This is a genomic window from Akkermansiaceae bacterium (assembly GCA_017798145.1).
GTDB lineage: Bacteria > Verrucomicrobiota > Verrucomicrobiia > Verrucomicrobiales > Akkermansiaceae > Luteolibacter.
Window position 1 is genome coordinate 2,232,633 of sequence record CP059069.1, and the last position, 18,728, is coordinate 2,251,360.

An 18,728-nucleotide genomic window follows, 5' to 3' on the forward strand; every position below is an offset into this window, starting at 1 on the left:
GAAGCCCGAATTTCATCAGACGGGTTCCTCGGCGTCGGGATCTACGCCTTGTTATGCTTCTTTTGTTTATTAGGTAGCGGTCGTATTACCGCCAAGGAAGTTGACAAATTGGGTGATCCGATAGGTGGAATTATCGTGGATCATGAGAGAACGATATGCGAAGGGAGTGTCCCCGTTGGGGTCGGTGCCCTGAAACTCCTTCCAAGCGGCATCGAGGCGATCCTGTCTAAATGGAAAAACCAAAAGAGCACGATAGCGGTAATACGCAGACAAAGCCTCATCCATATAGACAGTCCACGGTTCGCTTCCTCTATCCCCGCCAGCGGTGCTCTTGCCTTGCTTGAGGTGAACTCCCATCCGGACGACGACGCTACGAAGGTTGTGTCGAGCGACCTCCGCAGACTGCCAGTAGATAAACCATCCAGTCACAAGCCCGCAAACTCCCCCGCCGAGGATAGCACCGATGAGTCCGCTCAACAGAAGGCTGGCAGCACCATCAAGGCACGCGATTGTGAAGGGATAACTGGTCATGGAATTGTAGTCGATGCAATTGTGGTGATCGTGATGATTGTAGTCGGAATTATTATAGAGCGGCGTGGCCTCTTCTCATCTGGGACTTCGTATTGAAGGGGGGGATATGCTAGGAGTCTTCCTGTTCCGTAGAGACACAAAAAAATGAACACTCATTCGGAAATCTTGCTGTTAAGCACCCTTATCAGTTTGTACATGTTGGCAGCCGCCTCCGCTTCCTTCTCATCTTTGAAGCTGTCTGAAACGCCGTCCAATCTCGCTCGCAAATCCGCGATGTTGGTATCGCTTAGTGCCATTTTATTGTTGATCGCGAACATTGAAAGCAGCACAGCGACATTGAGTTCCACATTCTTGTCGAAAAGGAAATGGACTTCCTTATTATTCTTGAAAACCGATAAACTACAAAGAATGTCCCTCGTCATCCGACGGGTTGTTTCTGGGTTGGAAGTCGCCAAATCAGTAATTAGGATTCGTGCTTCCAGATATTCCTCCCTAGACATCTTATCAAAGTCCATGTCTAGAAATTTTCCTGCCTGCGCGATTTGGTATCCTTTGAACTCCGATTTTTTCTTCCGCGTTCGCTTGCGGAGCGATAATCGCAAAAACGGAAAGGAACAGGATCGTTTGAATATTGATTTTCATTTGATGGAATTTTCTTTGCATAACGTCTAAGGAATGGCGGCGCCGGGGTCAACTTCCAAAATGATCAGACGGCTTCCTCGGCGTCGCCATCTCCGCCTTGTTCGGCTTCTTGAATTCATCGGCTAGTTAAGCGTCGCCTGAAACAGAACCTGTCTTGCTAGGAGCCATCAGGTAGCTAATGAAACCATCAATGAACTTCCACGATCCGAAACCCAACGCCGCAAAGCATCCATACAGAAGTATCTTCGGGATGAAGCCCAAGCCATACCAACATCCGCAAAGGTTACAACTGCTGCTGCAATAAGTCCCAGACCTATCATAAGATCGTGAAAGCAATCACTGCGGATAGTGCGAATCCGATCTTCTCTTGCAAGTGCGTATAGTTGATCTGCTATTTCTTTTGGCACGCTATTAACGGTAAGGCGACGGTAAATATCTTCTCGGCTCTCGCCCCACAAAACCATCTTCAGCACCAGGTTGTATGAGCGATGTTCAGTCAAATCGGTCGTGGGTTCACCGTTGTCGGAATCTTCCACGCTGGACTCTTCGTTCGATGTCTCGTTGGTGCTCATTATTTTGCCGAACGTCTAAGGATTGGCGGCGCCGGGGTCAACTTCCAAAATGATCAGACGGCTTCCTCGGCGTCGCCATCTCCGCCTTGTTCTGCCTCTTCTTGATTAGCCAGGCTTGCTCACTCAAGCGCTCATCGAAATGTGACGGCTTCAGATCTGGATAGTATTCAAAGACCCTGGCTTCCAGTGATGCGAGCTGCTCGATAGCCTCCCGCTCGGTGGCTGTGTGTGGATCAAGATAGATTCGGCGCAAGGTATCGGGATTCTTGGTGAAGGCGACCCCTGTGAGAGCCATCTTGTAATGCGAATAAGCACCGTCCGCCTGATAGTTCAGAAGATCTCTCATGTGCTGTTCCGATGGGTCGGCGTCCAATCGAGCAGCAAGCAAATCGAGTTCTTCGTAATGGTTCTTAGCGCCTGCAAAGATGACGACACAGCAGATGACGATTAAGGCCACGAGACCCATGAAAGCTATCACGCTCCTCACTATCATCTTTCTCATCGTGATTTTTCTTGCAGAACGTCAAAGGAATCCCGCGCCGGTGCGACTCCCAACTTGATCAGACGGCTTCCTCGGCGTCGGGATCTGCGGCTTGTTGTGCTTATTCGGAAGATTCGCGCCGCCTCGACTGGCTGGACGCGCACAAAAAGAACTGATCGAGTGTAAGCTAGACGGGACTGCCCGCCGTGTTTTGGTGATCAGGGATCTTGAGATAAGCGATGATCAAAAAGGCGACCCCATCCGCGATCTCATCGACCGCGCTGCATCTCAGCACAACGTCATAGGAATGGCGCGCCGGGGTAAAGCCGAAAATGATCAGACGGCTTCCTCGGCGTCGCCATCTCCGACTTGTTCTGCATCTTTGGTTCTTAGCCTCGAACCAGCCATCAAAAGCGTGAAAAACTGACCCACTATCATGACCCCCCAAGAAAACGTATATCCGAACATCAGAATGAGTGACCTGAACCGAACCCCTTAGCTTGTCCAAAATGAAAAAAGATGAATAGAAAATACAGCAGCCCAAAAAGTGTCAGCAAGAAATCGATCTTCTTCCAATGCCTCGTAATAAAGCTAGGTGCCGCCTTAAGCAGTTTCTTGGCCGTTGTTGCGCTATGCTTAATCCCAGCAGTGAACAGCTCCTTAACGAGCGCTCCGATCGCTGCGGCTATTGCAATGGCTATGAGCTTGTCGCTATCCATTTTGTTTGAGTGGATTTTTCTTGCAGAACGTCATAGCAATGGCGGCGCTTAGCTTGCACGCACAAAATGATCAGACGGCTTCCTCGGCGTCGCCATCTGCGCCTTGTTCGCCTTTTTGGTGGTTCTGTTACGTATTCCAAGAGTTTGCCTTTTAAATTGATCGGTATTGGAAGGCCATTCTCATCTGGACGAGTGCCTGGAAATCGATCCATACGCTCGGGTATTGGCAAGTCGAATGCTCGATCAAACCTGTATCCGTTCATCACGAGAAATTCAGATTGAAGCGCAATCGGAACATGATGAGCGCCCTTGAACATTGATCGCGTGGTCTTACTCAGGGGATATCGTAAAATTCCATCTTTCGTTGTCCAATATTGGAACCATGAAATCACGATTCCCATGTCGGTTCGCTGTTCGTAAACACACGTTCGGTCATCGGTCACGTGCCAAATACAAGCAGGGATACCGTCGTGCATCGCGTCATCTTCTGACGTGTGGATCCACGATCCTAGCAACGAAATATCTCTCTTCATTTTTGTGGCGAACGTCTAAGGAATGGCGGCGCCGGGGTCAACTTCCAAAATGATCAGACGGCTTCCTCGGCGTCGCCATCTCCGCCTTGTTCGGCTTGTTTTTGTCTTCTTTTCATTGGCTAGAAAGTTGATGGATCTGAGGAAGTCTTCTTCCTGTTGTTGAGGAAGAATGTTGAAAGCAGGCCGAGAAGAATTCCAACTGATATGAGAGCAAGTCCTCCGTAAAGAACCATCCCATGCCCAATGCCGTCGGTTGGATCAGCTGCGAGTGGGAGCAGTGATCGGTAATGTAAAAACCATTGATTGAGTGCACAAAGAGACCCCCGAATGCGGCAACAAGGATAAGACGAATTAAGCTCCGAATCTGTGACCTCTTCATCTTCATTTATTGCCGAACGTAATAGCAATGGCGGCGCTAAACTTTGCACGCACAAAATTAATCAGACGGCTTCCTCGGCGTCGCCATCTGCGCCTTGTTCTCCGGTCTTTTTGCGCCGACTGATCCTGACTGCCCGACTAAACGACATCTGCGAGGAATCCGTACACTGAATACGAATGAACTGTGGTCTAATCGAGTTGTTCCATTAGATCGAGATAGAAAGTTACGCGCGCTTGTTCCTCTTCGCTTCGGTCGTCCAAGCTCCCGATCTCCTGCCTCATGATTCCTTTGAGATATTCGCGCTCCCCTGATCGCCTGAATTAAGGTCAGCAAGGAACTGCTCCAATGCGCCAACTGCTGAATCCGGATCGATTACCGAATCATCTGAAAGCTCTACGAAAGCTGCGAGATTAAGAAGAGCTTGTGCAATGGCCTTCATTTCTTGGAGAACGTCTAAGGAATGGCGGCGCCGGTGTAAACTCCCAATTTGATCAGACGGCTTCCTCGGCGTCGCCATCTCCGGCTTGTTCAGCACCTTTTCGTCTCCGCATGATCCCGGCGCTCCCGAACTCGTGGGAACACGCAAGCCGAGCAATCGAATCATGAACGGCTTTCGCTTACAGGAATTCATTCGCCACGTCTGGAACTTCCGAAACCTCGTCGATCCGCCGCCACGGAGCATTATCTTTCCTCAGCGATCCAGGGAATTTATCAGCTGAACGTCTAAGGAATGGCGGCGCCGGGGTCAACTTCCAAAATGATCAGACGGCTTCCTCGGCGTCGCCATCTCCGCCTTGTTCGCTTTGTCTTTGTATTTTGTGGTTCGCGGTAATAGGGATCTTGTCGCCGTCGAATAACGACCAGCACTGATCGCAGAGAATCCGCCCATCTTCCACACGCCAGCCTGATGAAACTACACTCGTCGGATGCGAATTCTCCTCTGGTATCACCCAAGTATCGCAATCTGAACATCGGATCGAATCTGGAATGATCTCTGAACCCAAATGCAGAAAACATGTCGAGTCCCAAACATGAGGAATCTGAAGACTCTCCAATTGCGCCGAAATCACCTTCTGCAACTTCTCGGCGATCTCCCCGTTATAGCGACTCGTATCACCTTCCAGCATCGCGTCGGGAAACAGATAGTTGAGCGACATCATAAGCTCTTTTTCCGGCTTCATATTACGTATTGAGCAAACCCATATTTCTTAGCGAACGCCCGATGAATGGCGACCCGAATCCCAAGACACCGAAAACCATGCAAGATACTATCACCAATCCAAGCCCGAAAATTAGACAGCTTCCTCGGGGTCGCCATCTCAGACTTGTTCTCCATCTTCTGAATTATGAAAACTACTGCAACACCTGAAACGAATGAACTGATCCGAACGCAACTCGCACGCGTGGGCATCACCCCGACCGCGCTTGCGGCCAAGCTCACGCTGAAATGTGAGGATCTGGAGCGCGAACGCGATGAGGCGCGGAAAATCGCCGAAGAACTCCGTGATCTCGTCCCGTGGAGTGAATCCGAACCGTGGAATTTCTCTTGGGAGAACGTCATAGGAGAGCCGCGCCGGTGCGACTCCCAAAAAGATCAGACGGCTTCCTCGGCGTCGGCTCCTCCGGCTTGTTCGATGTCTTCATTATCGAAAGGAGAGGTGGCATGATCATCCTATATCTTATGCTATTTGGGATCGGCATGATTGTTGGGTTGGTGTGGATTGGAATAGCGGTCGCTGAACAGAGAATCAAAGACGAGGACGACGCGCCGCTGAATCTAGCTTCGACGCAAAATTGCGGAGCGTCGTATTTAAGTCCGTTGCGACCTTCTTCCTCTCCGCTGAATCAAGACGCGCTTGAGCACGCAGGAAGTCCAACTGTTGCTTCAAGAGGCGACGTTGGAAAAACGTAGGCCAGCCGTGCGCTTATCCACGCGCCTACTACGGCTCCTAGGACTATTGCTCCTGCCCCATACCAGAATGACTCGTAATTCATATTCTTCTATTTCTTTATCGAACGACCGATGAATGGCGACCCGAACGCCAAGACACCGCAAACCATGAACGATACTATCCCCAAAAAATCAGCCCGAAGATCAGACAGCTTCCTCGGGGTCGCCATCTCAGACTTGTTCTCCATCTTCTGAATTATGAAAACTACTGCAACACCTGAAACGAATGAACTGATCCGAACGCAACTCGCACGCGTGGGCATCACCCCGACCGCGCTTGCGGCCAAGCTCACGCTGAAATGTGAGGATCTGGAGCGCGAACGCGATGAGGCGCGGAAAATCGCCGAAGAACTCCGTGATCTCGTCCCGTGGAGTGAATCCGAACCGTGGAATTTCTCTTGGGAGAACGCCAAGGAATCCGGCGGATACCCCAGCGCCAGCCCGATCACCCCAGAACCTTTACCAACCCAGAAATTTAAACAGACGGCGGGTATCCGTCGGGATCTCCGCCTTGTTCAGCATCTTCTCTTCCGAATAAATGAAACACTCTCGCACTAAGATGACCAAGACCGAAACGGCGGTCGAAACAACGCTGCGGAAGTCCGCTGCTCTGGGATTGCTCGGGGCTGCTTCCGCTTGGTTGTCCCAATGGCGATCCCGCCCAAAGAGTCAACGGGCTTCATGCCCGGAAGCAAGCTACGATGGCGACGGCCTAGCTTGCTCGCTCTTTGGCGCGGGAAAAACTTTCCCAGATGAACGTCTAAGGAATGGCGGCGCCGGGGTCAACTTCCAAAAATAATCAGACGGCTTCCTCGGCGTCGCCATCTCCGACTTGTTATGCTTCTTTGAATTATTTGCATTATTCGGATTCGATCATGAGATGAAAGGAGAAACTACGCGCAGTATCAACACGGCGAGTAGGACAGCGGCAAATCCGACTAGAACTCCCACTCCGATAGCGATTCCAGTAGTGGGTTGCTTATCCCGCTTCTTGAAAGCTGTAAAATTCAAGGTCAGCAAGATGAGCAGTGGAATCATCGATATCGCTGCCAGAATCAAAAGGGATATGAAATCGGGTGTGGGACTAGCTACGAATACGCCAACTAGCGTCACAACTATTGATGCAAAGACGACCGCTGCTCTAGGATTTTGTGACTTTGCGGAGGTATTCATTTTCTTGCATAACGATATAGGACATGCGCGCCGGGGGTGAAGCCCAAAATGATCAGACGGCTTCCTCGGCGTCGCATGATCCGCCTTGTTCGGTTTCTTGTTATTTGCGTTGGGTTCTCTTCGACGGTGTCTGATTCTAAAGTCCGGCAAGACACGCTAGGAAGCGTCCATCTCCTACTCGTTCACTTAGATCCAAAACCGGTGACTCAACTGATTGATATGCGATATCCCTCGCTACAATTCGATCCGCCGCAATCTCAAACTCGCATATCCATGTTCCATTCGGATGTGTTCGTTCAGCGCGATACAATACATGTTCGATCCCGCTGAAAATCTTACTCTTGGTAAGCTCTGAAGTTTCGATCAAATGGAGTATATCTGTAGTGGGTGAACCAATACTTACAGCTTCAAACTCTCTAGGGCGTTCAGGTCTCCCTCGAAGCTTCTTGGGCACGGCGAACCAACAAATCAGCCAGTAAAGAAGCAGGAATATGAAATAGCTCGCGATCCAAACGAGAAAAAATCTTAACGCTCAATTCTTGCGTGAATGTGAGACCAGCGACTATGAGGAACGCTAGTGTGGTTCCGACGAAGATCAGTGTATGTCGCTGTTTGCGTTCCATCGTCTTTATCTTACCGAACGTTATAGGAATGGCGGCGCCGGGGCAAAGCTCAAAATTGATCAGACAGCTTCCCCGGCGTCGCCATCTCCGCCTTGTTCTCCTTGTATTATTCTTGAGAGACGGCTCTCGATCTCTGGTAGGCGCGACCGGAATATCGTCCTTAGAAGGAAGTAGAATGGGATCGAGGTTACAACTGCCCAAATAAGCGGAATCGCAAGAGGGTAGCCGATCGCCGAAGACATGCTGCCCGACAGATAGGAACTGATCATGAGTACCGGAATACCGAAGCAAAATGCCACCAAAAAATCCCAGCGCAATCAACAATAAGATCTGGATGGGGTGAGTCCATCGTATTGTGCCAGAAACGGAGCACCCTTGCGTGCCTTGCGTCAGCCATCCTTCTAGCACACTCACTGGCTCTGCCGAATTGGGCTCATAAACTAGGATGAAGCGGTTCCCATCGATATGGACGCGCATCCCGGCTTGCTGAGTTTGTAATGCCTCTGTCAGCCTCTCAACAGAGGTGTTGAATGGCAGCTCAATTTTTCGTAGGGATGAGGCCAAACATTTCTTTGGAGAACGTCTAAGGAATGGCGGCGCCGGTGTAAACTCCCAATTTAATCAGACGGCTTCCTCGGCGTCGCCATCTCCGCCTTGTTATCCTTTGTTGTTTTGGTGGGAAAGGCGGCACCTAATGCATCAGCCATCAAAGCTGCAACCCGGTTCGGCAACCTCTCATCAATGGTAATCAGTCGCTTATCAGTTTGCAGCACAACGCCACCATATGATCGACCATCTTGCAGGTATTCCGTAACGTATTCAATCCTGTCCCAAGGGTAGCGCCGAGAGATCGATCCCAATGGAAACTTCCGATGGAGTGAAATACCGGTCGAGTCCGCAAGAACTTCGAGGCGAGAGAATGCGCGGAGAAATCCTGTTCTGACGAAAAACGCTCCTCCGATGAACCAAAGTAGAAGCCAGAGCGACAGGAACACCCTGACGCCGACACTCATCGTCTCTGGTGAGATCTGGCCAAATACGCCGAGCAGCCCAAATAATCCAAACCCAGCCCAAGGAATCACCCACGACACAAACGCGATGATCTCTATCCAGGGACGCTTGGCAAAAGTGGAGATCGCCACGCCCCCCGCCTGAGTGTTCAATAATGGCGTCTCTCGAAGGAAACATTCTTTGGATAACGTCTAAGGAATGGCGGCGGCGGGGTCAACTTCCAATATCATCAGACGGCTTCCTCGCCGTCGCCATCTCCGCCTTGTTCGGCATCTGCTTGTGATTCGCGATACCAAATGGTAACACAGGCCAGCATTCGAGTGCAGGTCGTATCGATGGAAATTACTTCGATGCAGGAATTATTGTTCATCCATTCTTCCGCATCTGATTGCGCATAGGCTATCATCCTGCTGTCGCGACCGGCTGTAAAAAATCCATTCAGCCGAGATTCAAACCGCTCGAACTTTATCGGACTTTGCTTAGCAAGATAGTTTATTGCACTGGTCATATTATTCGTGCTTAGGATTCATTGCCGAACGTCTAAGGAATGGCGGCGCCGGGGTCAACTTCCAAAATGATCAGACGGCTTCCTCGGCGTCGCCATCTCCGACTTGTTAGGCTTTCTTGATTTGCACTCGCTCATCGACGATTGAATGATGAAACTCTTCCCAGTCGGAACTCTTTACCGGCTCAAAACCGCCAGAATCATCACCTGACCCCGCTTCCGCTGGAACATACTTTGTCCACTCGATGCTAGGCAGAAAATAGTCATCACCGATCTTCACACAGTCTAAGTAGGAAAATTCTTTATCTGGGCATCTCTCGATCAACGCGCGACCTTCGAGATTCAGCGTTTGCGTAACCGAGGCTGTGATCCTTAGCTGTTTCATTTATTTGTAGCCTAACGTCATAGGAATGGCGCGCCGGGGTCAACTTCCAATTTGATCAGACGGCTTCCCCGGCGTCGCCATCTCCGACTTGTTCGCCTTGTTATTGGAATCTTCGTCCGCGAAACTTCCGTCCGGTCTCATAATAAAGGCTTCGGATAGATGGGGCATAAAAATCGGTAGGAACCCCAACAGACGTCTTTGAGGTTCGGCAGATAATGCCCCGAGCACTCGGATGTCGCCATCTGGCTTGTCGTCCCAGAATGCGTTGAATTCGATTTGGTATTGTGTGCCATCGGAACCAACGCCATCGATATGTTCGAGGCAGTCGCCATTTCGATTGTCTGTCTCGACACGCTCGGCAAGCGAAGAATACGACCATGAGCGGAAAACTGCCAAGCGCATGTGTAGTATCTCATGCATCTCGTCTTTGTTCATGGTGGTTTCTTTGGCGAACGTCATAGGAGAGGTGTCGCCGGATAGCGGCACCGAACTTGATCAGAAAGCTTCAACGGCGTCACCTCCTCCGCCTTGTTCTCCTTCTTGATTCTCTTCGGCGTCACATGCCGCTGAGTTGTGAGTTCGGAATGCAAGCCCGCTGAAAACATGGAAAACATCAAAGATAAACCGCCAATCAACCTATTCCGTCTCCCCATATCGGGTGTCGATACGGTCGAAGATACGGACAAACTCGCTGAACGTATCATCCACGAATGGAAGAAAACGAGAGACGAATGGAGGCCGAACATTCTCATGGTGGATCTAAACGTGGATCTACATCTATACCGAATACTCAAGGCTGAGGGCTTGCCTGTGTCCGCTCTGCCGGAAGATGAAAGTCGCAATAGACATGCTGCTCATAATAGACGGTATCACCCAAACTCGTGCAGGAATGCACAACCCGGTTCACAATCGCCTGATGCCCCTGCTGGTTCAGCGGCCAAGCAAGTGTCGAAAACACATCCCCAGCCTGATACCGAGGAAATGGAGTGCTCGAAGGAAAGTGCAGCAGAACATACCGTGGTTCCTTCTCGTCACGTATCTGAAGGAGATACTTTGCGGGTTCGCAAACGTCCGATCCAGGCTCTAAATCACATGATGACATCGTTTTTGGTGTGGTGTGGGGTTAAGAAAATTTCTTTGGAGAACGATAGAGGAATGGCGCGCCGCCTTGCACGCACAAAATCAATCAGACGGCTTCCTCGGCGTCGCCATATCCAACTTGTTATGCTTCTTTGATTCAAGTAAGGAGAGTGCTTGATTTGAGAATGTCTGAGTGTTGCGAAAAGATCCGAATATACGCCCGATAAGGGTCTTTGGAGGAGTGTCAGTGAAGGTAAACATCGGATCTCCTCTTAATACTTCTGGCCAGAGAATACGACTGGCAAAATCAGTGGAATGCGCAAGTCCAAGGGTCAGCTCGACACCCAGAACCTTTGCGAGTTCGTTCAGGAACTCCTCTCCGCCATCCGAGTAAAAGGACACTTCTCGCCACCCTAAACTGTCTGTAGCAAAGCAAAGAAAATAGTCATCTGCAAACGAGCTAGTTCTGATTCGTCGACTCGCCGAGTAATTGCAGCTCTTCGATTCGCATGTTCCAGCTGGGATACAAGCTAGATGTGTAGGTAATGATTCCGTTCGCAAGCGTGATGCGTGACTCAATGTCAGGTATCTTTTTTCATTTTCTTGCATAACGTCTAAGGAATGGCGGCGCCGGGGTCAACTTCCAAAATGATCAGACGGCTTCCTCGGCGTCGCCATCTCCGGCTTGTTAGCCTTCTTTTTGGTTGTTCTAGTAACGTGCCAGAATAACCAGACCATGCTGAATCCCATCCAGACATATCCAACGGTAGCTAAGTCCGTAGAAAGCTTCTCGTAAGGCATCGAGTGACCCAAAAACTCCGGATCTCCTGCAATCTGGCGAGCTGCACTAAACGAAAATCTATGAGCCCACCAGAGGGGATAAATAAAGCCCAAGAACAATGCACCGAGTAGCGCTTTGATTGTGTATCTTAGGACGGTCATGGTATTGAACTAGAAGGTTCCGACACAGGTCTTCATATTATCTGGCTAACGTTTAAGGAATGGCGGCGGCGGAGTCAACTTCCAATATCATCATACGGCTTCCTCGCCGTCGCCATCTCCGACTTGTTCAGCATCTTTTCGTCTCCGCATGATCCCAGGACTCCCGAACTCGTGGGAATACGCAAGCCGAGCCATCGAATCACGAACGGCTTTCGCTTACAGGAATTCATTCGCCACGTCTGGAACTTCCGAAACCTCGTCGATCCGCCGCCACGGAGCATTATCTTCCCTCTGCGATCCAAGGATTCATTCTTGGCTGAACGTCTAAGGAATGGCGGCGCCGGGGTCAACTTCCAAAATGATCAGACGGCTTCCTCGGCGTCGCCATCTCCGCCTTGTTCGGTTTCTTTTTGGTTTTGTTGGTGCCTCGGCAATGGCTACTTCTAAAGTCCGGTAAGGCAAACTAGGAAGCGTCCATCTCCGATCCGTTCACTGAGATCTAAGACAGGTGACTCGATTGACTCATATGCGAAATCTAGCGCTAAGATCTGATCCCCTGCAATCTCGATCTCGCATATCCATTTGCCATTCGGATATTCCCGTTCTGCGCGGTATAGTACATGTTCGATCCCGCTGAATATCTTGCTCTTGGTAAGTTCCGACGATCCGATCAATTTGATCGCCTCGGGAGTGGGTGAACCAAGACGGACTCTATCGAACTCCTGCGGGCGTTCAGGTCTCTCCCGAAGCTGCTTAGGCACGTTGAGCCGACAGATCAGCCAATAGAGGATAACGAATGCGAAATAGCTTGCGAACCAGGTGAGGAAAATCTGGATGCTCAATTCCTGTGTGAATGTGAAGCAAGCGACTACGAGAAATGCAAGTGTGGTGACGACGTAGATCAGTGTATGTCGCTGCTTACGTTGCATCGTCTTTTTCTTACCGAACGTTATAGGAATGGCGGCGCCGGTGTAAACTCCCAATTTAATCGGACGGCTTCCTCGGCGTCGCCATCTCCGACTTGTTCTGCTTCTTCTTAATTAGCCAGGATTGCTCACTCAAGCGCTCCTCGAAATGCGACGGCTTTAGACTTGGATAGTATTCAAAAACCCTTGCTTCCATTGATCCGAGCAGCTCGATAGCTTCCCGCTCGGTGGCTGTGTGTGGCTCCAGATAGATTCGGCGCAAGGTATCGGGATTCTTGGTCAAGGCGACCCCTGTGAGAGCCATCTTGTAATACGAATAAGCACCGTCCGCTGGATAGTTCAGAAGATCTCTCATGTGCTGTTCTGATGGGTCGGCGTCAACTTGAGCGGCAAGCAAATCGAGTTCTTCGTAATGGTTTTTATCGCCTGCAAAAATAACGACACAGCAGATGACGATTAAGGCCACGAGCCCCATGAAAACTATCACGCTCCTCACTATCATCTTTCTTATTATGATTTTCTTGCAGAACGTTATAGGAATGGCGGCGCCGGGGCAAAGCTCAAAATTGATCAGACAGCTTCCCCGGCGTCGCCATCTCCGCCTTGTTCTCCTTGTATTATTCTTGAGAGACGGCTCTCGATCTCTGGTAGGCGCGACCGGAATATCGTCCTTAGAAGGAAGTAGAATGGGATCGAGGTTACAACTGCCCAAATAAGCGGAATCGCAAGAGGGTAGCCGATCGCCGAAGACATGCTGCCCGACAGATAGGAACTGATCATGAGTACCGGAATACCGAAGCAAAATGCCACCAAAAATCCCAGCGCAATCAACAATAAGATCTGGATGGGGTGAGTCCATCGTATTGTGCCAGAAACGGAGCACCCTTGCGTGCCTTGCGTCAGCCATCCTTCTAGCACACTCACTGGCTCTGCCGAATTGGGCTCATAAACTAGGATGAAGCGGTTCCCATCGATATGGACGCGCATCCCGGCTTGCTGAGTTTGTAATGCCTCTGTCAGCCTCTCAACAGAGGTGTTGAATGGCAGCTCAATTTTCGTAGGGATGAGGCCAAACATTTCTTTGGAGAACGTCTAAGGAATGGCGGCGGCGGGGTCAACTTCCAATATCATCAGACGGCTTCCTCGCCGTCGCCATCTCCGCCTTGTTCAGCATCTTTTCGCCTCCGCATGATCCCAGGACTCCCGAACTCGTGGAACTACGCAACCCGAGCAATCGAATTACGATCGGCTTTCGCTTACAGGAATTCATTCGCCACGTCTGGAACTTCCGAAACCTCGTCGATCCGCCGCCACGGAGCATTATCTTTCCTCTGCGATCCAGGGATTTTTATTAGCTGAACGTTATAGGAATGGCGGCGCTAAAGCTTTGCACGCACAAAATTAATCAGACGGCTTCCTCGGCGTCGCCATCTCCGTCTTGTTCGCCTTGTTGTTTTCTGGCTTCAACCATTTACCGTTGCGATAGGAAAAGACGACTTCTTCCGTTGGACGTTCGCCGACCTGATATTCGAATAGCAAGCCATCAAACACCTGCAACGTTTTTAAAAGCTTCAAGCCAGGCGTCCTTCCATCTCCGGCATCTCCTACAGTCGGAATAATCTTCCTTCCGTCTCTAACAAAGTAGGCTGACGATGATACCCCACTATTCGGATGAGTCCTCTTGTCCTTGAAGAATAGTGCAGTCCAATCTCCATCGGTTCCGATCGAGAAAAGAAAGCTCTCGGTCTCGCATCGCAGGTTCTCTTTGCGCGTGGCTGAATCTCGATAAAATGCCTGTGACCACTTCTCAAGCGATGGGTTGTGATCCGCTGTTGATTGTGTCGATGCCTTAGGATCGGAACAACCAGTCGTGGCAATCATGCCAAGTAGTAGCGCGTGTCGTAGCATTATTTCTGTGGCGAACGTCTAAGGAATGGCGGCGCCGGTGAAAAGCCCGAATTTAATCAGACGGCTTCCTCGGCGTCGCCATCTCCGCCTTGTTAGGCTTCTTCATTGATTTTGCCTCGATCCCACTGGCTGCAATTCATGATACCGTAGCCCCTAATCATCGTTGCATACTTCTCTGGATCGGATTCCCTCACTTGGAGTAGGTTAGCGAGCTTCTCAGACGCTTCGATCATTAAAGTCTTCATCTCGGAGTCGGTGATTCGGCTGTATGAATCATCCTCAAGAAGTTCTGACGGCTTGCCTGCATGAAGCTGTTCGATGTATCCATTGCGAAATGCATACGAAGCAAGAGCATTCGCTTCGTCGCGTATTGTGAATCCCCCAGGAAAAGCCTTCTCAATCATGTCTTCGGGTATCTCTGGTATGGACATCTGTGGTGTGTTCCTCGATTCGCGTTGTTGTTCGTATCTTAAATTCTCTTGCCTAACGTCTAAGGAATGGCGGCGCCGGGGTCAACTTCCAAAATGATCAGACGGCTTCCTCGGCGTCGCCATCTCCGCCTTGTTCGGCTTGTTGTTTTCATTGCTTAGGGATTCGAGGTATTGCTCTGCCGAGGGCGTCAATCCGAGAGATTCACGCCCGCCACCTGCTATGAAGCTGGAACTCATGCCAAACGGTGGATCGATAACCCTGTCCGGTGTCCGTCAGTATGATCTCTTCACACTCGCCACGATAATTGTGCGCAAAAATCGCGAATTCCTTGCCGTTACGATTGATGCGATAGCGGTAAGGAGCGAACGATTGGCGATCTTCCTCTATATGTGAGATAGTGAAACTCATTTTGTTTCTTTGCCGAACGTCTAAGGAATGGCGGCGCCGGGGTCAACTCCCAAAATGATCAGACGGCTTCCTCGGCGTCGCCATCTCCGGCTTGTTCAGCACCTTTTCTTCTCCGCATGATCCCGGCGCTCCCGAACTCGTGGGAACACGCAAGCCGAGCCATCGAATCATAAACGGCTTTCGCCTAAAGGAATTCATTCGTCACGTCTGGAACTTCCGAAACCTCGTCGATCCGCCGCCACGGAGCATTATCTTTCCTCTGCGATCCAAGGATTCTTTCTTGGCTGAACGCTGAAGGAGACGAGCGCCGATGAAGACTCTAAATTTAATCAGACGGCGGGTTCGGCGTCACGTCCTCCGGCTTGTTCGCACTCTTTTCGGGGAGAACCTCCGCAAAATGCGCGAGCTTGAAACCGGGATGAAGCATTGGCACAAAGAGGAATCTGCCGCACTGGAACGCGCTCAAGAAGCTATCGCGTGCGAAAACATGGAACGCGCCGTGATGTGGGCAAATCGTTGCCGCGAAGCTCGGCTCCGTTGTGAGAGCTAAACTTTCCGCCGCCCGATGATCGAACTCACGGGAAAGCCGAATCTTTTTGATGCGAACGTTTAAGGAATGGCGGCGGCGGAGTCAACTTCCAATATCATCATACGGCTTCCTCGCCGTCGCCATCTCCGACTTGTTCAGCATCTTTTCGTCTCCGCATGATCCCAGGACTCCCGAACTCGTGGGAATACGCAAGCCGAGCCATCGAATCACGAACGGCTTTCGCTTACAGGAATTCATTCGCCACGTCTGGAACTTCCGAAACCTCGTCGATCCGCCGCCACGGAGCATTATCTTCCCTCTGCGATCCAAGGATTCATTCTTGGCTGAACGTCATAGGAGAGCCGCGCCGGGAAGGAGGCTCGAAATGATCAGACGGCTTCCTCGGCGTCGGCTCCTCCGGCTTGTTCGACTTGTTGTTTTCCGAGCTTACGCAGGAGCCTGACTAATCTGCCAGCCTTAGACTTGATGAGCTTCCAATCCCACTCAGCTGGATCACCCATATCAGGATATGTCTCGCTCCAGTTGGATGCTCTCACCTCCGAATTCACGGCAATGTTGCATTCTATGTTGGATGCCTCACGTGATCTACATTGAAGTCGGATCAGTCCCCAACCTTCTTGCTTGAAGCGGTGAGTATGCCCCTCGCACTTCTCTGGTATCAAATCAATCCGCCGGTCATAAACGCGTCCGCCCGCCTCTGGGTAGTATATCGAATAGAAATGAAAGCCTCGGCTGCTTGATCGATCCAGATCCGCCTGTAATGAATCTGCGTCAGGAAAATGCCTTGGTGGCGAATCATAGTCCGAACTCGCCTCCTTAACGATCACCTCGCCCTGGCCGTATATCGCATCGACAATCTCGGCAAGCTGCTGCCGACTAATGTGCTGAGTGGCTTGCATGATTTCCTTGTCGAACGTTATAGGAATGGCGGCGCCGGTGTAAACTCCCAATTTAATCGGACGGCTTCCTCGGCGTCGCCATCTCCGACTTGTTCTGCTTCTTCTTAATTAGCCAGGATTGCTCACTCAAGCGCTCCTCGAAATGCGACGGCTTTAGACTTGGATAGTATTCAAAAACCCTTGCTTCCATTGATCCGAGCAGCTCGATAGCTTCCCGCTCGGTGGCTGTGTGTGGCTCCAGATAGATTCGGCGCAAGGTATCGGGATTCTTGGTCAAGGCGACCCCTGTGAGAGCCATCTTGTAATACGAATAAGCACCGTCCGCTGGATAGTTCAGAAGATCTCTCATGTGCTGTTCTGATGGGTCGGCGTCAACTTGAGCGGCAAGCAAATCGAGTTCTTCGTAATGGTTTTTATCGCCTGCAAAAATAACGACACAGCAGATGACGATTAAGGCCACGAGCCCCATGAAAACTATCACGCTCCTCACTATCATCTTTCTTATTATGATTTTCTTGCAGAACGTTAGAGGAATGGCGGCGCCGGGGTGAAGCTCAAAATTGATCAGAAGGCTTCCTCGGCGTCGCCATCTCCGACTTGTTCTCCGGGTTATTTTCTAGAGGTCGAATCTTGTTCCCGTTTGTCTAAAGCAATTGGAAAAGCGTGTGCAGCAAACCAGTATAAATACGCAGCCAAGAGGAGAAGCGGCAGCACCGACCATAACCAAGATGAATGCAACCTGTCAGTGAACTCCTTGGAGACAACCGAAACAGTCCCTGTTCCATACCAACAGGGCTCCATTGATTACTGCGAGCACACATGTCATATGCGCCGAGTCCATCAAAGTAGACCTCTTCGGTGCCCAAAGATAGGGCAGGAGAGTTAGCAGAGGAAAAAAACAAAGAGTTAGCCCAATCCAACCGAATCTTGGCATTGTGAAAGTTCGAATGGATGGGATGTCTCCAGAAAATATGCCAAGAAGCCCAGCGAGCGCAAGAATCGCAGCAATCCATGCAGGTCCGAAGCGGCGATTAGCGCGTCCTTTGTTTTCAGAGCGAAAGTCCGAACTTACGGGTTGTTTAGAATTTCTCATGAGCGTGCATGATCTTGGATCATTATTTGGAGAACGCCCGATGAATGGCGACCCGAACCCCAACGCTCCGAAAACCATGAAAGAATCTGCCACCCAAACCAGCCCGAAGATCAGACAGCTTCCTCGGGGTCGCCATCTCAGACTTGTTGTGCTTCTTTCTCCGATTTCCAGTGCGTTCCGCGACATCGGAGAGGTAGTGATAATGATCGCCACACTCTTCGCAATGCTCCCGCTCTTCGCTCTTACAGCGAAGAATTGGGATGAGACGATGGGAGACTGGCACCTCCGCACGTTCGGGAAAACTTTGCGCGAGAGATTCTTGCACAACGTCATAGGAATGGCGGCGCCGGGGGACGCGCCCAAAATTGATCAGACGGCTTCCTCGGCGTCGCCATCTCCGACTTGTTCGACTTCTTTTGATTCGGGGGAGTCATGGATAACAAGAAATCTGTTGAAACTAGGAAATAATCTAGGAGGTGCATGGGAAGCTCTCAATGAAGACCCTCCGTTCCTTTGGCGCGCCAAACGACTGCTCCTGATGGCGGGCGGATGTCTGCAAAACCTATTGCCGGAAGATCAGCCGGTGGGCCATCTAAAAGCCTTTGCCGATGCAGTCCGTGACGATCTGAAACTGGAATACCATAGTCCGCAAGAATGCCCCAAGTGCCGTTGCTCCACTTCCAATCATTCTTATCCACGCCATCCGATGAACAATATGAGACTTCAATTAACTCCGGTGCGTAAACATGGCGAACAAGTGCCCACGGCCACTCAGGAAGTGCAACCTTCCGCTCAATCCAATCGCCTTGCTGAACAGGAGGTGGTGGGTGGTCTTCCATTTTCTTCGTCGAACGTTTAAGGAATGGCGGCGGCGGAGTCAACTTCCAATATCATCATACGGCTTCCTCGCCGTCGCCATCTCCGACTTGTTCAGCATCTTTTCGTCTCCGCATGATCCCAGGACTCCCGAACTCGTGGGAATACG

The 18,728-nt window shown here is 50.7% G+C and carries 24 protein-coding genes; 5 read left to right on the top strand and 19 right to left on the bottom strand.

What is annotated here, in order from left to right:
* Positions 1-69 precede the first annotated feature (69 nt).
* The 8 genes from HZ994_09455 to HZ994_09490 form a co-directional block, all read right to left on the bottom strand.
* Entirely contained in the window at positions 70-531 is a 462-nt protein-coding gene (locus HZ994_09455; protein ID QTN32546.1) for a hypothetical protein, read from the bottom strand.
* A gap of 152 nt (positions 532-683) precedes the next feature.
* On the bottom strand, positions 684-1,046 hold the full coding sequence (locus tag HZ994_09460; GenBank protein ID QTN32547.1) for a hypothetical protein: 363 nt from the start codon (positions 1,044-1,046) through the stop codon (positions 684-686).
* A complete protein-coding gene (locus HZ994_09465) occupies positions 1,036-1,173 on the bottom strand; it encodes a hypothetical protein (protein ID QTN32548.1) in 138 nt (45 codons plus the stop codon). Before HZ994_09465 ends, HZ994_09460 begins: the two co-directional genes overlap by 11 nt.
* Positions 1,174-1,340: 167 nt before the next feature.
* The gene (locus HZ994_09470) at positions 1,341-1,745 is read right to left on the bottom strand and encodes a hypothetical protein (protein ID QTN32549.1); all 405 of its coding nucleotides are present in this window, start codon (positions 1,743-1,745) and stop codon (positions 1,341-1,343) included.
* 37 nt (positions 1,746-1,782) lie between these two features.
* Positions 1,783-2,247, bottom strand: a complete 465-nt coding sequence (locus tag HZ994_09475; GenBank protein ID QTN32550.1) for a hypothetical protein — start codon at positions 2,245-2,247, stop codon at positions 1,783-1,785.
* A 446-nt stretch (positions 2,248-2,693) separates the two neighbouring features.
* On the bottom strand, positions 2,694-2,945 hold the full coding sequence (locus tag HZ994_09480) for a hypothetical protein (GenBank protein ID QTN32551.1): 252 nt from the start codon (positions 2,943-2,945) through the stop codon (positions 2,694-2,696).
* A gap of 1,189 nt (positions 2,946-4,134) precedes the next feature.
* On the bottom strand, positions 4,135-4,296 hold the full coding sequence (locus HZ994_09485) for a hypothetical protein (GenBank protein QTN32552.1): 162 nt from the start codon (positions 4,294-4,296) through the stop codon (positions 4,135-4,137).
* 322 nt (positions 4,297-4,618) lie between these two features.
* Positions 4,619-5,038: a hypothetical protein gene (locus HZ994_09490; GenBank protein QTN32553.1), complete on the bottom strand. Its 420-nt coding sequence runs from the start codon at positions 5,036-5,038 to the stop codon at positions 4,619-4,621.
* 165 nt (positions 5,039-5,203) lie between these two features.
* On the opposite strand from HZ994_09490, the gene HZ994_09495 reads away from it, so the two are divergent.
* Positions 5,204-5,524 carry a hypothetical protein gene (locus HZ994_09495; GenBank protein ID QTN32554.1) on the top strand — a complete coding sequence of 107 codons (321 nt, stop codon included), beginning with the start codon at positions 5,204-5,206 and terminating at the stop codon, positions 5,522-5,524.
* A 482-nt stretch (positions 5,525-6,006) separates the two neighbouring features.
* A complete protein-coding gene (locus tag HZ994_09500) occupies positions 6,007-6,366 on the top strand; it encodes a hypothetical protein (GenBank protein QTN32555.1) in 360 nt (119 codons plus the stop codon).
* Between the two features lie 1,855 nt (positions 6,367-8,221).
* Here HZ994_09500 and HZ994_09505 read toward each other — a convergent pair.
* The 4 genes from HZ994_09505 to HZ994_09520 all read right to left on the bottom strand — a co-directional run bounded on the left by HZ994_09505 (position 8,222) and on the right by HZ994_09520 (position 9,940).
* Positions 8,222-8,746, bottom strand: a complete 525-nt coding sequence (locus HZ994_09505; protein QTN32556.1) for a hypothetical protein — start codon at positions 8,744-8,746, stop codon at positions 8,222-8,224.
* Between the two features lie 98 nt (positions 8,747-8,844).
* The gene (locus HZ994_09510; GenBank protein QTN32557.1) at positions 8,845-9,123 is read right to left on the bottom strand and encodes a hypothetical protein; all 279 of its coding nucleotides are present in this window, start codon (positions 9,121-9,123) and stop codon (positions 8,845-8,847) included.
* 106 nt (positions 9,124-9,229) lie between these two features.
* A complete protein-coding gene (locus HZ994_09515) occupies positions 9,230-9,505 on the bottom strand; it encodes a hypothetical protein (protein QTN32558.1) in 276 nt (91 codons plus the stop codon).
* 39 nt (positions 9,506-9,544) lie between these two features.
* Positions 9,545-9,940: a hypothetical protein gene (locus tag HZ994_09520; GenBank protein ID QTN32559.1), complete on the bottom strand. Its 396-nt coding sequence runs from the start codon at positions 9,938-9,940 to the stop codon at positions 9,545-9,547.
* A 168-nt stretch (positions 9,941-10,108) separates the two neighbouring features.
* Between HZ994_09520 and HZ994_09525 the strand changes: the two genes are divergently transcribed.
* On the top strand, positions 10,109-10,741 hold the full coding sequence (locus HZ994_09525) for a hypothetical protein (GenBank protein QTN32560.1): 633 nt from the start codon (positions 10,109-10,111) through the stop codon (positions 10,739-10,741).
* Between the two features lie 480 nt (positions 10,742-11,221).
* Here the strand turns inward: HZ994_09525 and HZ994_09530 are convergent, their stop codons facing one another.
* From HZ994_09530 to HZ994_09550, 5 genes are all read right to left on the bottom strand, one after another.
* A complete protein-coding gene (locus tag HZ994_09530; protein QTN32561.1) occupies positions 11,222-11,527 on the bottom strand; it encodes a hypothetical protein in 306 nt (101 codons plus the stop codon).
* A 984-nt stretch (positions 11,528-12,511) separates the two neighbouring features.
* On the bottom strand, positions 12,512-12,919 hold the full coding sequence (locus HZ994_09535) for a hypothetical protein (protein QTN32562.1): 408 nt from the start codon (positions 12,917-12,919) through the stop codon (positions 12,512-12,514).
* A gap of 104 nt (positions 12,920-13,023) precedes the next feature.
* A complete protein-coding gene (locus HZ994_09540) occupies positions 13,024-13,530 on the bottom strand; it encodes a hypothetical protein (GenBank protein ID QTN32563.1) in 507 nt (168 codons plus the stop codon).
* Positions 13,531-13,854: 324 nt separating this feature from the next.
* Entirely contained in the window at positions 13,855-14,334 is a 480-nt protein-coding gene (locus HZ994_09545) for a hypothetical protein (protein QTN32564.1), read from the bottom strand.
* 119 nt (positions 14,335-14,453) lie between these two features.
* A complete protein-coding gene (locus HZ994_09550; protein QTN32565.1) occupies positions 14,454-14,792 on the bottom strand; it encodes a hypothetical protein in 339 nt (112 codons plus the stop codon).
* A gap of 220 nt (positions 14,793-15,012) precedes the next feature.
* Between HZ994_09550 and HZ994_09555 the strand changes: the two genes are divergently transcribed.
* Positions 15,013-15,186, top strand: coding sequence for a hypothetical protein (locus HZ994_09555; GenBank protein ID QTN32566.1), 174 nt, complete (start codon positions 15,013-15,015; stop codon positions 15,184-15,186).
* Between the two features lie 933 nt (positions 15,187-16,119).
* Here HZ994_09555 and HZ994_09560 read toward each other — a convergent pair.
* Together HZ994_09560 and HZ994_09565 are read right to left on the bottom strand one after the other, a co-directional pair.
* On the bottom strand, positions 16,120-16,701 hold the full coding sequence (locus tag HZ994_09560; GenBank protein QTN32567.1) for a hypothetical protein: 582 nt from the start codon (positions 16,699-16,701) through the stop codon (positions 16,120-16,122).
* Position 16,702: 1 nt separating this feature from the next.
* Positions 16,703-17,110, bottom strand: coding sequence for a hypothetical protein (locus HZ994_09565; protein QTN32568.1), 408 nt, complete (start codon positions 17,108-17,110; stop codon positions 16,703-16,705).
* A gap of 709 nt (positions 17,111-17,819) precedes the next feature.
* Here HZ994_09565 and HZ994_09570 point away from each other — a divergent pair.
* On the top strand, positions 17,820-18,602 hold the full coding sequence (locus HZ994_09570) for a hypothetical protein (GenBank protein ID QTN32569.1): 783 nt from the start codon (positions 17,820-17,822) through the stop codon (positions 18,600-18,602).
* The last annotated feature ends 126 nt before the right edge of the window (positions 18,603-18,728 follow it).

Coding starts and splice junctions, on each gene's coding strand:
- HZ994_09515 (QTN32558.1), bottom strand. CDS start 9,505: ATGAAACAGCTAAGGATCACAGCCTCGGTTACGCAAACGCTGAATCTC.
- HZ994_09500 (QTN32555.1), top strand. CDS start 6,007: ATGAAAACTACTGCAACACCTGAAACGAATGAACTGATCCGAACGCAA.
- HZ994_09470 (QTN32549.1), bottom strand. CDS start 1,745: ATGAGCACCAACGAGACATCGAACGAAGAGTCCAGCGTGGAAGATTCC.
- HZ994_09455 (QTN32546.1), bottom strand. CDS start 531: ATGACCAGTTATCCCTTCACAATCGCGTGCCTTGATGGTGCTGCCAGC.
- HZ994_09520 (QTN32559.1), bottom strand. CDS start 9,940: ATGAACAAAGACGAGATGCATGAGATACTACACATGCGCTTGGCAGTT.
- HZ994_09525 (QTN32560.1), top strand. CDS start 10,109: ATGGAAAACATCAAAGATAAACCGCCAATCAACCTATTCCGTCTCCCC.
- HZ994_09550 (QTN32565.1), bottom strand. CDS start 14,792: ATGTCCATACCAGAGATACCCGAAGACATGATTGAGAAGGCTTTTCCT.
- HZ994_09495 (QTN32554.1), top strand. CDS start 5,204: ATGAAAACTACTGCAACACCTGAAACGAATGAACTGATCCGAACGCAA.
- HZ994_09460 (QTN32547.1), bottom strand. CDS start 1,046: ATGGACTTTGATAAGATGTCTAGGGAGGAATATCTGGAAGCACGAATC.
- HZ994_09485 (QTN32552.1), bottom strand. CDS start 4,296: ATGAAGGCCATTGCACAAGCTCTTCTTAATCTCGCAGCTTTCGTAGAG.
- HZ994_09475 (QTN32550.1), bottom strand. CDS start 2,247: ATGAGAAAGATGATAGTGAGGAGCGTGATAGCTTTCATGGGTCTCGTG.
- HZ994_09530 (QTN32561.1), bottom strand. CDS start 11,527: ATGACCGTCCTAAGATACACAATCAAAGCGCTACTCGGTGCATTGTTC.
- HZ994_09570 (QTN32569.1), top strand. CDS start 17,820: ATGAAAGAATCTGCCACCCAAACCAGCCCGAAGATCAGACAGCTTCCT.
- HZ994_09555 (QTN32566.1), top strand. CDS start 15,013: ATGAAGCTGGAACTCATGCCAAACGGTGGATCGATAACCCTGTCCGGT.
- HZ994_09490 (QTN32553.1), bottom strand. CDS start 5,038: ATGAAGCCGGAAAAAGAGCTTATGATGTCGCTCAACTATCTGTTTCCC.
- HZ994_09540 (QTN32563.1), bottom strand. CDS start 13,530: ATGTTTGGCCTCATCCCTACGAAAATTGAGCTGCCATTCAACACCTCT.
- HZ994_09545 (QTN32564.1), bottom strand. CDS start 14,334: ATGATTGCCACGACTGGTTGTTCCGATCCTAAGGCATCGACACAATCA.
- HZ994_09480 (QTN32551.1), bottom strand. CDS start 2,945: ATGGATAGCGACAAGCTCATAGCCATTGCAATAGCCGCAGCGATCGGA.
- HZ994_09465 (QTN32548.1), bottom strand. CDS start 1,173: ATGAAAATCAATATTCAAACGATCCTGTTCCTTTCCGTTTTTGCGATT.
- HZ994_09510 (QTN32557.1), bottom strand. CDS start 9,123: ATGACCAGTGCAATAAACTATCTTGCTAAGCAAAGTCCGATAAAGTTC.